The following is a 14691-nucleotide window of genomic DNA, read 5'->3' on the forward strand; positions in this document are numbered from 1 at the left end:
TCTTCGCCACTTAAAATGTTTTGTTTTAGAAAATGGGAAGTGCGCCTTGTTTATACGATAGGTATGTTGTGGTATTTAAGTTTTGAGTTGTTGTTTGTGAACGGTTAAATGTATTTTAAATATGCTATATTTTCTTAGTAGAATTTTATTGAAATTTTGTGTTTGAATGATATTTTATTGGTTTTATTTTTTAGCGAAAAAGCTAGGAAAGTAAATTATTACGTTATGTAATATGCTTTTATCATTATTAAATGTACAATATTGTATTATTTGTTTTAGAGATTGGGTTAGATATGTGTGGAGTGTCAGGACATTGTTCTTCAGCTTCTAGTCAAGCGAGCTTAGAAGTAGTTTTATCTGGTCTGTCTAGATTAGAATACCGTGGTTATGACTCAGCTGGTATTGCTGTGCACGCGGGAAACCAAGTTATAACTTCTAAAGCTGTTGGCAAGCTTGTGAATCTGAAAGCACAATTGCAATCGTCTCCTTTGCCTGATGCTGTTTGTGCTATAGGTCATACAAGATGGGCTACTCACGGTGCTCCTACTACTTTAAATGCTCATCCACATACTTCATATGATGGGGTAATTACTCTAATTCATAACGGTATCTTTGAAAATGCAGATGCTTTCCGTCCTATTTTGAAATCTGAGGGTGTTGAATTTGTCTCTGAAACTGATACTGAAGTAATGGCACATTTGATAGCTAAAGAATATGCCACACTTGATATTGAAGACAATAATACTCGTATGATAGAGGCTGTACGTAAGTGTACTGGACGTATTGATGGTACTTTTACTCTTTTAATATTGAATAAAGATTGTCCTGGACATGTTTTTGCTGCTCGTCGTTCTTCTCCGCTGGTTATCGGTTTGGGTAAGGGCGAAAACTTCTTGGGGTCAGATGCTGTGGCTTTTGCTGAGTATACTCAAACTGCTCTAGAGATTGGACAGGATGAAATAGCAGATGTTACTGCTGATAATGTTGTTGTATACAACAGTGATGGTGAAGAAGTATTACCTAAGAAATTTAGTGTAGATTCAATTAAGGGCCGTGCTGATAAAGATGGTTGGCCTACTTTTATGGAGAAAGAAATTCATGAGCAGCCTCGAGCAGTGCGTGATACGTTGGCAAGCCGTACAGATAAAAATGGATTCTTGACCTTAGACGAACTACGTATTGAGCAATCAGTCTTGCGTACGGTGGATAAGATAATTGTTGTTGCTTGTGGTACTGCTTCTTATGCTGGAATGGTAGCTAGGTATGCGATTGAACATTGGTGTCGTATCCCAGTTGAGGTTGAATTAGCTCATGAATTCCGTTACCGCGATCCTGTTGTAAATGAAAAGACTTTGGTCGTAGCTATTTCACAGTCAGGTGAAACAATGGACACGATTATGGCTATTCGTCATGCTCGTGAACAAGGAGCAAAGGTTTTGGCTATTGTGAATGCTCCAGGTTCTACTATTTCTCGTGAATCAGATGCTGTTTTGCTTACTCATGCTGGTCCTGAGATTGCTGTTGCTTCAACTAAGGCTTTCACAGCACAGATAACAGCTTGTTATTTGCTTGGTTTATATTTAGCTCAGGTTCGTGGAAATAAATATGTTGATGAGATTGCTACTTACTTAGAAGAACTTTCAAAGATTCCTGATAAGATGCAAGAAGTTCTGGATAATGGGGAACAGATACGACAGGTTGCTCGCCAAATGGTTACAACTTCTTCAGTTATTTTCTTGGGACGCCACGTGTCTTATCCTATTGCCCTTGAGGGCGCTTTGAAACTTAAGGAATTGGCTTATATTCATGCTGAAGGTTTTGCCGCTGGTGAATTAAAGCATGGACCTATTGCTTTAATTGATGCTGGGCAACCGGTATTTGTTGTTGTTCCTACTAAGCGTCGCCCAGTTTTACATAAGAAGGTTATTTCTAATATTCAAGAAGTTAGAGCTAGAGGCGCTAAGACAATTGTTATTGCCGAACAGGGTGATGATTTTGTGAATGATTGTGCTGAAGTAATATTCCGTGTACCTCAAACTCCTACACTGTTTTTACCGTTAGTTACTGTTATTCCTATGCAAATATTTGCTTGTGAAGTTGCTAGTGCTAAAGGACTTGATGTTGACCAGCCTAGGAACTTGGCTAAGTCTGTTACTGTGGAATAAATAGTAAAGTATTGTTTTATGGCTTGTTGTATTCAACAACAAGCCATTTATACTTTCAAAATCTACTTTTGTATTAATTTATTATTTTTAATTATTCAATTTTACTTCGTTCGTTCCCTCTTTTATTTTTTTAAAAAAAGCTATACCCTTGTATTTGTATGTTCGTTTCACGGGGGGGGACCATATTTTGTGTTATCCATTCTGCGTGGCTATATTATTTGAAAAGTAATTTTAGGGGTATAAGTTGAGTAAGTACGCAGTACGTAAGGCTATAAGCATTTTTGTGCTTTTGTCTTTTATTATTGTTACTTTCGGAAATTCAATATCTCCAGCATATGGTGATAGTGGTTTACGTGGTGATTTGCAGGTTATAAACCTCGAACCAAATGACACGATTAATCATGAAACTGATTATTGGCCTGATAGAACCATAAATGCAGCTGGTGACGTTTCTATTTCCGGTGCTGGTTCAAAACTAGTAAATCCTTGGATTGTTATTACTGTACCGAAGAGTAATAAAATTTCAAAGCCTGGATATGTAGATTCACAGAACGCTATTTATAACAGGTTAGTTGAAGAAGATCCTGATAACTATTATTTGGTTTATAAGTTTAAAGAAATTAGTGGTGGTTTTAGGGCAACCTTTAGAGCGCCGTTTAAATTCTTAGATAATCAAAATACGCATAATGGCGATACAATTAAGGTTAAAGTTGATGTTCGCCAAGGTGATGATAGTAACGATTTTAAAGATAAGCCTATTCTTTATTCAGCTGAAAAGACCTATAAACTATTAAAACAAGAGTTTGAATACAACGAAACGCTTCTTGCTGCACGTGATGGTCAATGGGATGAACCAAATGCTCGTAAAGTTTATTCGATGAATGTTACTCCTAATCAAACAAATACAGGAGATCCAGGATATGTAGTTAGCCTTTATGGTTCACACTTGTACGATCTACCTAAAGACTTTAACGGTAATCCATCATATGTTATCCCTAGCAATATAAAAATTATTTACACTTTACCTGAAGGTGTAGAACCAAATGGTAATCTTGGCTCATACAAATGGGATGAATCTACTAGAACCTTAACGAATCTTGTAGAAAACCCTTCAAGGCAGGGACCTGACTGGCCTCGTAGTTGGAAAAATGGTTACACTCATTGGTTGAGTGTTCGTATGGTTAATAAACCATTTGATGAAACACAAACTGTTACTGCTCGTTATATTGTTGATGCAGGTTTGCCAACTGAAAGAGAACTTACTCCGCGTGAAGTTAAGTTTGCTGTAAGAGCGAATTACTTTTCTCCAGGTGGTGGATTTGAGGCTTGGAAAGATAATTTAAATGGTGGCGGTTCATACCCTATAAATTATGATATAAGTGAAGGTAATTACTCTATTACGGGTGATACTATATCGGATAGACGATATGATCAAACTGAAAATGGTTTATACTACCGTGTATATATGCGTGCAAATAATAATGGTTCAGCCTTTGATAACCCCGAAAATGGTAAAGTAACTGCCCTTTATAAGATTGAAGATATTCGATCAAGTCTTGATAATGATAAGAGAACTAGTTACAAGTCATTCCAGTTTAAAGGAATAAATGGACATGGAAATATAAATTCTTTCTCAGAAGAGAGAAGAACGCAAATTCAACAAGAACTAGTTGATTCCATCAATAATACTCCTAACGTTTTGTATGGTGTTAAAGATGATGGAACAAAGGTAGAACTTGCTAAAAATGTTCAACTGGAACAGAAAATAGATATTAATGATCCTAAAGCTGAATATGCAAAACTACTTCTAGAATTTAGTAAGCCTATTGTTCTCAATAACATGGTTCTCACTTATAATATTGGGTTAGCTCCTACTGCCGATGAAATTCAAAAATTTAAAGACCATGTGTACACAGATCGACAAGAATATCGTGGTAAAGCTAATTTCTTAATTCGAACAAGTGAAACAGTTACCGATGATGAATCGCAGGCTAAATGGCATAATACAAACGATACTTATGCATATACAAGCCTAGAACCAATTTCACCTAAAGCAGTTATAAATGGTGCTTCTTCAAATGAGCTTAGAGTGACGTATTCAAAGCAAGGTGCTACCTTTACATATTGGTCCCAAGCCCAATTGTCAACTGACTATGGTCTATGGGGTGCGATGGGTAGCCAGCCTATTAAAAATGCTAAGTTAATACAGTTAATTCCTGAAGGTTTCAACTATGTTCGTAAACATAGTCAATATTGGTACGGTAAAAATATTGAAGAGCCTGAAGTAATAAAAAATTACAAGAATACGGGTAAAACAGCTGTAATCTATACCATCCCTGAGATGATTCCAAACAATTCTAACTTAAGGGCAATAGGGATTAGAACAACACTTGAAGCTACTCCGTATGCTAAGCGTGGTGCAAATAATCCAATTGAAACATACTTTATGTATGATAAGAATGATATTATTACAGAATATCAATCATGGATGAAAACTAATGACTCATTAGACATCGATAATGATGGTGACAGAGAAGAACGCGTACTTGTACACAGAGCAAATGTTAACTATGTTCCACCTTTGGAATTAATCGTTAAGAAAGAAGTTGGGTATGATACTTCTGCTTTCGGTCTATCTACCACAGGTGACTTAGGATACAACTTCTTCTATCGTGTAAATATTTTCAACAACACAATTGGTGAAGTAAATAGTGTACATGTAATTGACGTTTTACCTTATAAAGGTGACCACGCTATTGTTCCTAACGATTCTGGGCAATATTTACAACGTAATTCTAAGTTTGCTACTCCGCTCTCTGCAAGTATTGAATCAGTACCTGAAAATGCTACTGTTTTGCAACGCTTTAACATTCTATACAAACTAGCTCCGCAAGGTGATGATTTAGCAAGCGTTACAGATGGTGGATGGGTTCCTGCTGACCAAGTTAGCGATTTTAGCCAAGTAAAGAGCTTTAAGCTAGAACTAAAGTCAGGTTCAACTATTGCTTCGAAGGAAGAAGTTAACCTTATAGTTCCAAGCAAGATTCCATATGATACTTCGTTGACTCCAGGAGAATGTGCTATAAACTCTGCGGCTGTTTCAACTGATGGAACAATCTTCTCTGAAGGTAACCAAGTTTGTGCCACATACACAAAGTACAAAGTTGATGGTGTATTCTTCAAAGATTTAAATAAAGATGGTATTAAAGGTGATACAGAAGATCCTGTAGCTGGTAGAAAAGTTGAGTTAATTGATGCTGAAACAGGAAATGTTGCACTAGACTTCAATAATCAGCCAATACCATCAGTTACAACAGATGCTGAAGGTAAATACCATTTCGAAGTCTACAAGCGTGGTAGTTATAAAATACGTTTCACTAAAGCAGATGATGAAGAATATTCTGCTGAAAGTAATAGAAAATTCAATGGTAACAATGTTACGGATACAGCCGATAACGAAGGTACTACATACGACTTTACTTTGAACCCAGCAGCAGATTCAGCTATTTTGAACGCTGGTATTATTGCTGATAAGCGTAACGTAAAGGTTCTTAAAGTATCTTCCGAACTAGACGAACAAGGAAATAATATTCCTCTATCTGGTGTTCCATTTGAGTTGAAGAGCAATACAGATGAATCAATTAAGTTTGAAGGTACGACAGATAGCTCAGGTAATATTGTGTTCCCTAACGTTTTGTTTGGTGAATACACATTGACTGAAAAATCTGTACCAGAAGGCTACCAAGCAAATTCTCTAACTCGTGTTGTAAACGTAAACGGTGACCCACTAGAGGTAATTAAAGTTGTCAATGATGCAATTATTCGAGACGTAAAACTCAAGAAAGTAGATGCTGACGATAATAATCTTCCTTTAGAAGGTGTTAAGTTCGGATTATTCAAGGGCGATGCTTCAACTGCTGAGTACGAAGCAACTACTGGTACCGATGGTGTTGCAACCTTTAGTAACGTGAAGTATGGAGAATACAAGTTGAAAGAAATTTCAACAATTAAAGGTTATGCTCTAAATACTTCAATAAATAAGACTGTAAGCGTTCGTGAAAATGGTGATGCCTTAGATTTAGGAACGATTACTAACTCTAAGATCAAGGGCAGCATAGTTGTTACTAAGTCTGATAGTGATGACGAGAATGTCAAGCTTGAGGGTGTTGTGTTTGCTTTGAAGAAGGGTGAGAACGAGGTTGCGACCGCTACAACTAACGATCAGGGTGTTGCTACTTTCAACAATGTTGTTTACGGTGAGTATACTTTGGCTGAGAAGACTCCTCTTGAAGGATATTTGCCATCTACTCGTACTGAGACAGTAAATATTGATTCTGATGGTAAGAGTGTTGCTTTTGCTGATTGGAAGAATACTAAGATTAAGGGAAATATTAGTTTGAGCAAGGTTGATGCTGATTCTAATGAACCTCTTGCTGGTGTTGTATTTGCTTTGAAGCAAGGTGACAAGGAGATAACTACTGCAACTACTGGTCAAGATGGTAGTGCAGTGTTTAGTAATGTTGCCTATGGTGATTACACTGTTGTTGAAAAAACAGCTCTAGTTTCACACGTCTTGGATACTACTACGGTTCATCCAGTAAGTATTCGTGAAAATGGTACAACAGTCGCATTAACGCAAGCACCTATAACTAACGTTATGAAGAAGGCTCCTGTTGTTTTGACTAAGACTGATGTCGATAGTGGTGAACCTTTGGCTGGTGTCAAGTTTGAGTTGCGTAAGGGTAATGAGGTAGTTGCTTCTAAGGTTACTGATGTTGAGGGTAAGGTTACTTTTGCTGATGTTGCCTATGGTGACTATACCTTGGTTGAGACTGAGACTGTTGCTTCACACGTTTTGGATCCTACTCCTATTGCTGTTCAGGTTCGTGAGAATGGTGTGACTGTAAATAAGAGTGCTACTAACGTTATGAAGAAGGCTCCTGTTGTTTTGACTAAGACTGATGTCGATAGTGGTAAGCCTTTGCAAGGAGTTACTTACGAACTACGCCAGAACGGTGAGGTACTTGCCTCTAAGGTTACTGATGCTGAGGGTAAGGTTACTTTTGCTAGTGTTCCTTATGGTGATTACACTCTAGTTGAGGTTCAAGCTCCAGAGTCTTATGTTTTGGATCCTACTCCTATTGCTGTTCAGGTTCGTGAGAATGGTGTGACTGTAAATAAGAGTGCTACTAACGTTATGAAGAAGGCTCCTGTTGTTTTGACTAAGACAGATGTCGATACACACGAACCTTTGCAGGGTGTTACTTATGAACTTCGTAAGGGTAATGAAGTAGTTGGTACTCGCGTTACTGATGTTGAGGGTAAGGTTACTTTTGCTAGTGTTCCTTATGGTGATTACACTCTAGTTGAAACAGCAACATTAGTTTCACACGTTTTGGACTCTACTCCTATTGCTGTTCAGGTTCGTGAGAATGGTGTGACTGTAAATAAGAGTGCTACTAACGTTATGAAGAAGGCTCCTGTTGTTTTGACTAAGACAGATGCTGATACACACGAACCTTTGCAAGGCGTTACCTACGAACTACGTAAAGGAAACGATGTAGTTGCTTCTAAGGTTACTGATGTTGAGGGTAAGGTTACTTTTGCTAGTGTTCCTTATGGTGATTACACTCTAGTTGAAACAGCAACATTAGTTTCACACGTTTTGGACTCTACACCAGTTTCTGTTCAGGTTCGTGAAAACGGAGTACAAGTTGATAAAGAGGCAACAAACGTTGCCAAGAAGTCAACCATTGTTGTCACGAAGAAGGATAAAGAACTAGGTGCTGAACTTGCTGGAATTACGTTTGAATTGCGTGATAAAGACGGCAATCGTGTAGATAGTGATAAGACTAACGAACAAGGTAAAGTTACATTCAGTAACATTCGCTATGGTGATTACACGGTTGTTGAAACTGAAACTATAGATTCACACGTTTTGGACTCTACACCAGTTTCTGTTCAGGTTCGTGAAGACGGTGCAGTAATTGAAAAAGAAATAACAAATGTAGTAAAGAAATCTACAATAGTTCTTACAAAGACAGACAAAGACAGCGGTCAACCTTTGGCTGGTGTTAAGTATGAGTTGCGTCGTCCACACAATCAGAGTGTTCCAAGTTTATTCTATGGTGATTTAGTAAGAATTGTTGATCCTTCAGCATCCCTTCCTAATGAAGATAGTTCAGCTTCAGCTCCTGTTTCAGCAGTGAGCGATAGTGACTCGCCATCAACAGAGGCAAATACCACAGATTCAGACAACACAGATTCAAGTACTACAGGATCAAACAGTGATGAAAACTCTTCAACGCAGCCTGTGGACTACGATGTTATTGCAACAGCAGTTACAGACTCTGAAGGTAAAGTCAGCTTTGCCGATGTTCCTTACGGAGACTATGAATTGGTTGAGACTCAGACCCTAGAGGAATATGTTTTGGATTCGACACCTATAAGTGTTGAGGTTCGTGAAGACGGTCAGACTATTCAAAAGAGTGCTACCAACGTTATGAAGAAGTCAAAGATTGTTTTGACTAAGACTGATAAGGGCAGTGGCGAGCCTTTGGCTGGTGTAACATTTGAGTTGCGTGCTAAGGCTAATGGTCGTGTTGTTGGAACTAGTGTTACTGATGCTCAGGGTAAGGTTACTTTTGCTGATGTTCCTTATGGTGACTATGAGTTAGTTGAGACTAAAGCTAAAGCTGGTTACGTTTTGGATTCGACACCTATAAGTGTTGAGGTTCGTGAAGACGGTCAGACTATTCAAAAGAGTATGAGTAATGTTAAGAAGCCTGTTGTTCTTCGTAAACTACCTGCTACTGGTGTCGATGAGGGACTGTTTACTGGCTTAGTAACATTATTGTTTGCCGGATGTGTCTTTGGTCTTGTTAGTCGAAAAGGACGTAATAGCAGCCAAAAGTAAACATTAAAAAAACCTACTCCTAAATATCGAGGTATAGGTATTTAGCATAAAAAGTGCTGGTTATCAGATTTGGTAGCCAGCACTTTTATTTTTATGGAAGAGGTTTGGTGTTGTTTGGTGTGACACGCCCGGGTGTTTGTTGTGTTGTGTTGTGTGTGGTTGGGGGTGTATAGTTTTTGTCTGTTGCTTTGATGCTTTTTGTGTCAGGGTTTGTGTTTTTCCTGGTTTGTTTTCGGGGCTTCTGCTTTTTTTTGGTGGGGGTTTTGGGCTTTCTTGGGTTTTGTTGTTTGTGAACTGAACAGTGTGTCTTTTATTTTTGTGATGCCATTTATTTTTTTGATGATGCTGAGTGCTCTTTTTTGGGTGTTTGGTGTTGTTTTTTTGTTTTTTGCTTTTATTGGGCTTTTTGTTCAAGGGCTGAATTTGTTTTTTGTTTGGTTTTTGTTCGGAGAGTTTTGATTCTGGCTCAGGACGAACGCTGGCGGCGTGCTTAACACATGCAAGTCGAACGATGAAGCATTTCCTTTCGGGGTTTTGTGGATTAGTGGCGAACGGGTGAGTAACACGTGAGTAACCTGCCCCCTTCTTTGGGATAACTATCGGAAACGGTGGCTAATACTGGATATTCAGCTTTTGCCGCATGGTGATTGTTGGAAAGGTTTTTTTGGTGGGGGATGGGCTCGCGGCCTATCAGCTTGTTGGTGGGGTGATGGCCTACCAAGGCTTTGACGGGTAACCGGCCTGAGAGGGTGACCGGTCACACTGGGACTGAGATACGGCCCAGACTCCTACGGGAGGCAGCAGTGGGGAATATTGCACAATGGAGGAAACTCTGATGCAGCGACGCCGCGTGAGGGATGAAGGCCTTCGGGTTGTAAACCTCTTTCAGTAAGGGAGAAGGCTCTTTTTGTGGGGGTTGACGGTACTTACAGAAGAAGCGCCTAACTACGTGCCAGCAGCCGCGGTAATACGTAGGGCGCGAGCGTTGTCCGGAATTATTGGGCGTAAAGAGCTCGTAGGTGGTTTGTCGCGTCTGCTGTGAAATTTCAGGGCTTAACCCTGGACGTGCAGTGGGTACGGGCAGACTAGAGTGCAGTAGGGGAGACTGGAATTCCTGGTGTAGCGGTGAAATGCGCAGATATCAGGAGGAACACCGGTGGCGAAGGCGGGTCTCTGGGCTGTTACTGACGCTGAGGAGCGAAAGCATGGGGAGCGAACAGGATTAGATACCCTGGTAGTCCATGCCGTAAACGTTGGGCACTAGGTGTGGGGTCTGTTTCCACGGATTCTGCGCCGTAGCTAACGCATTAAGTGCCCCGCCTGGGGAGTACGGCCGCAAGGCTAAAACTCAAAGAAATTGACGGGGGCCCGCACAAGCGGCGGAGCATGCGGATTAATTCGATGCAACGCGAAGAACCTTACCAAGGCTTGACATACACTGGGATGCTGCAGAGATGTGGTAGTCTTCGGACTGGTGTACAGGTGGTGCATGGTTGTCGTCAGCTCGTGTCGTGAGATGTTGGGTTAAGTCCCGCAACGAGCGCAACCCTTGTCTCATGTTGCCAGCACGTTGTGGTGGGGACTCGTGAGAGACTGCCGGGGTTAACTCGGAGGAAGGTGGGGATGACGTCAAATCATCATGCCCCTTATGTCTTGGGCTTCACGCATGCTACAATGGCCGGTACAGAGGGTTGCGATATCGTGAGGTTGAGCTAATCTCTTAAAGCCGGTCTCAGTTCGGATTGGGGTCTGCAACTCGACCCCATGAAGGTGGAGTCGCTAGTAATCGCAGATCAGCAACGCTGCGGTGAATACGTTCTCGGGCCTTGTACACACCGCCCGTCACGTCACGAAAGTTGGTAACACCCGAAGCCCATGGCCTAACCGTTTGGGGGGAGTGGTCGAAGGTGGGATTAGCGATTGGGACGAAGTCGTAACAAGGTAGCCGTACCGGAAGGTGCGGCTGGATCACCTCCTTTCTAAGGAGACCGCAAATCATTTATTATTATTGTTTTTGGTTTGTGTTTGTCTTTTTTGGCATGACTGTTTGCATTGGACCCTTTGTTTTTTGGGTTGGTTTGTTTGTGGTTGTGTTTTGTTTTTTTTGGGTGGAACGTCATGGAAGACCTCGTTTGTTTGCTGGCCTGTTTTGGGTTGGTGCGGGGGTGGATGCGCTGTTTGGTTTAGGGGCAACAGTTTTTGTTGTTTCTTTTTTTGTTTGCCATGCTTATTTTGTCGCGGTCCTTGTTTTGGGGTTGTGGTGGTTTGTGTTGGTGGGTTGTTTGTGAACTGTATAGTGAACGCGAGCATCTATGACAAGAGGATCCGTTTTTTTGGGTTTTTTTGTTGTTGTAATGTTTGTTAGAGAATTTTTTTTGGTCTCATTTTTTTGTTTTGTAGTTGCTTAGAGCATTCGGTGGATGCCTTGGCACCAGGAGCCGATGAAGGACGTTGTGGCCTGCGATATGCCTCGGGGAGTTGGCGAACGAGCTTTGATCCGAGGGTGTCCGAATGGGGGAACCCAGCAAGAGTTGTGTCTTGTTACCAGCATTTGAATATATAGGGTGTTGGGGGGAACGAGGGGAAGTGAAACATCTTAGTACCCTTAGGAAGAGATATTGCGTGAGTAGTGGCGAGCGAAAGCGTAGGAGGCTAAACCATGCGCGTGTGATAGACGGCAGTTGTTGCGTGTGTGGGGTTGTGGGGCGTGTTTTTTCAGTGTGCTGCCGCATGCTGGGTGAGTTATAAATGGTTGTTATAGTTGAACACTTTGGGAAGAGTGACCGTAGAGCGTGATAGTCGTGTAGGTGTAATTTCAGCCACTTGCTTGATGCGTTCCCGAGTAGCACGGGGCCCGTGGAATCTCGTGTGAATCTGCCAAGACCACTTGGTAAGCCTAAATACTACCTGGTGACCGATAGTGTATTAGTACCGTGAGGGAATGGTGAAAAGTACCCCGGGAGGGGAGTGAAATAGTACCTGAAACCGGATGCTTACAATCCGTCGGAGCCTTGAGGGGTGACGGCGTGCCTTTTGAAGAATGAGCCTGCGAGTTAGTGGTATGTGGCGAGGTTAACCCGTGTGGGGTAGCCGTAGCGAAAGCGAGTATGAATAGTGCGTTTTAGTCGCATGCTCTAGACCCGAAGCGGGGTGATCTACCCATGGCCAGGTTGAAGCACGTGTAAGAGCGTGTGGAGGACCGAACCCACTTCAGTTGAAAATGGAGGGGATGAGCTGTGGGTAGGGGTGAAAGGCCAATCAAACTCCGTGATAGCTGGTTCTCCCCCCGAAAATGCATTTAGGTGCAGCGTTACGTGTTTCTTGCCGGAGGTAGAGCTACTGGATGGCCGATGGGCCCTACCGGGTTACTGACGTTAGCCAAACTCCGAATGCCGGTATAGTTAGAGCGTAGCAGTGAGACTGCGGGGGATAAGCTTCGTAGTCGAGAGGGAAACAGCCCAGATCATCAGCTAAGGCCCCTAAGCGTGTGCTAAGTGGGAAAGGATGTGGAGTTGCATAGACAACCAGGAGGTTGGCTTAGAAGCAGCCATCCTTGAAAGAGTGCGTAATAGCTCACTGGTCAAGTGATTCCGCGCCGATAATGTAGCGGGGCTTAAGTACACCGCCGAAGCTGTGGCATTCACACTTTTTTTGCTAAGCCGCCCTTTGATGGTTGGTTCAGGTGTGTGGATGGGTAGGGGAGCGTCGTGTGTGGGGTGAAGTCTCGGAGTGATCTAGGGGTGGACTGTACACGAGTGAGAATGCAGGCATGAGTAGCGAATGGAGAGTGAGAAACTCTCCCGCCGTATGACCAAGGGTTCCAGGGCTAGGCTAATCCGCCCTGGGATAGTCGGGACCTAAGGCGAGGCCGACAGGCGTAGTCGATGGACAACCAGTTGATATTCTGGTACCGGCGAAACACCGTAAGGAACTGAACTTTATTGTTTTCGTGAACGCTGGTGGCTTTTCTTTTTTCTTTCGGGGAAAGGGTTGGTTGCTGGTTTTTGTGTTAATGTTTTTAGTAGGTTAGCGTGTTAACAGGGGACGCAGAAAGGTAGCCTCCGCGTGCTGATGGTTATGCACGTCTAAGGATGTGGCCCGTTTCCTAGGTAAATCCGGGAACATGTGGGTGAGGTCTGATGGTGACACATTTTTTGTGGAAGTGGGTGATCCTATGCTGCCTAGAAAAGCCTCGACGTTAGGTGTTAGCCGCCCGTACCCTAAACCGACACAGGTGGTTGAGTAGAGTATACTAAGGCGATCGAGATAATCATGGTTAAGGAACTCGGCAAAATGCCCCCGTAACTTTGGGAGAAGGGGGGCCTACCTGGTGAAGCCAATTTTTTCTGGTGGAGCTGGTGTGGGTCGCAGAGACCAGGGGGAAGCGACTGTTTACTAAAAACACAGGTGCGTGCGAAGTCGTAAGACGATGTATACGCACTGACGCCTGCCCGGTGCTGGAAGGTTAAGAGGAACGGTCAAACATTTTTTTGTTGAAGCTGTGAATTTAAGCCCCAGTAAACGGCGGTGGTAACTATAACCATCCTAAGGTAGCGAAATTCCTTGTCGGGTAAGTTCCGACCTGCACGAATGGCGTAACGACTTCCCTACTGTCTCGACCATGAACTCGGCGAAATTGCATTACGAGTAAAGATGCTCGTTACGCGCAGCAGGACGGAAAGACCCCGGGACCTTTACTATAGCTTGGTATTGGTGATCGCTTGTGCTTGTGTAGGATAGGTGGGAGACTGTGAAGATGGAACGCTAGTTTTGTTGGAGTCGTTGTTGAAATACCACTCTGGTTCAAGTGATTGTCTAACCTCGGTCCGTGATCCGGACTAGGGACAGTGCCTGGTGGGTAGTTTAACTGGGGCGGTTGCCTCCTAAAAGGTAACGGAGGCGCTCAAAGGTTCCCTCAGCCTGGTTGGCAATCAGGTGTCGAGTGTAAGTGTAGAAGGGAGCTTGACTGTGAGAGTGACAGCTCGAGCAGGTGCGAAAGCAGGAACTAGTGATCCGGCCGTGGTTCGTGGAAACGCGGTCGCTCAACGGATAAAAGGTACCCCGGGGATAACAGGCTGATCTTGCCCAAGAGTCCATATCGACGGCATGGTTTGGCACCTCGATGTCGGCTCGTCGCATCCTGGGGCTGGAGTAGGTCCCAAGGGTTGGGCTGTTCGCCCATTAAAGCGGTACGCGAGCTGGGTTTAGAACGTCGTGAGACAGTTCGGTCCCTATCCGCTGTGCGCGTTGGAAACTTGAGAAGGCCTGTCCCTAGTACGAGAGGACCGGGACGGACGAACCTCTGGTGTGCCAGTTGTACCGCCAGGTGCATGGCTGGTTGGCTACGTTCGGGAGGGATAACCGCTGAAAGCATCTAAGCGGGAAGCCTGCTTCAAGATTAGGTTTCGTTTGAGGTCCCCACTAGACTAGTGGGTTGATAGGCTGGATGTGGAAGAGCAGTAATGTTTTTTAGAGCTGACCAGTACTAATTGACCGATAACTACAAAAACATGTAAACAAAAAAATTTTTTTTTGGGATTGTATGTATTGTTTTCTGACAAAGTGTTTTGGTGTTCGCGTTTTACTATATGGTTCATGACCAACCCGTCG

The 14691-nt window shown here is 42.8% G+C and carries 3 protein-coding genes and 2 rRNA genes; 4 read left to right on the plus strand and 1 reads right to left on the minus strand.

What is annotated here, in order from left to right; all coding sequences use genetic code 11:
- Positions 1–293 precede the first annotated feature (293 nt).
- Entirely contained in the window at positions 294–2165 is a 1872-nt protein-coding gene (gene glmS / locus HCQ94_RS00765; RefSeq protein WP_166979305.1) for a glutamine--fructose-6-phosphate transaminase (isomerizing), read from the plus strand.
- Between the two features lie 244 nt (positions 2166–2409).
- The gene (locus HCQ94_RS00770) at positions 2410–9081 is read left to right on the plus strand and encodes a SpaA isopeptide-forming pilin-related protein (RefSeq protein WP_166982955.1); all 6672 of its coding nucleotides are present in this window, start codon (positions 2410–2412) and stop codon (positions 9079–9081) included.
- 63 nt (positions 9082–9144) lie between these two features.
- Here the strand turns inward: HCQ94_RS00770 and HCQ94_RS00775 are convergent, their stop codons facing one another.
- Positions 9145–9495: a hypothetical protein gene (locus tag HCQ94_RS00775; protein ID WP_196373611.1), complete on the minus strand. Its 351-nt coding sequence runs from the start codon at positions 9493–9495 to the stop codon at positions 9145–9147.
- 28 nt (positions 9496–9523) lie between these two features.
- Between HCQ94_RS00775 and HCQ94_RS00780 the strand changes: the two genes are divergently transcribed.
- Both HCQ94_RS00780 and HCQ94_RS00785 read left to right on the plus strand, forming a co-directional pair.
- Positions 9524–11060: ribosomal RNA gene (locus HCQ94_RS00780) — 16S ribosomal RNA — on the plus strand.
- A gap of 414 nt (positions 11061–11474) precedes the next feature.
- A 23S ribosomal RNA gene (locus HCQ94_RS00785) occupies positions 11475–14590 on the plus strand.
- The 16S and 23S rRNA genes sit together here, the layout of an rRNA operon.
- Positions 14591–14691 lie beyond the last annotated feature (101 nt).

The organism is Actinomyces sp. zg-332, from assembly GCF_011751945.2.
GTDB lineage: Bacteria > Actinomycetota > Actinomycetes > Actinomycetales > Actinomycetaceae > ZJ293.

Bases quoted from the DNA above. Each gene is read 5' to 3' on its own strand.
- glmS (WP_166979305.1), top strand. From the start codon at position 294: ATGTGTGGAGTGTCAGGACATTGTTCTTCAGCTTCTAGTCAAGCGAGC.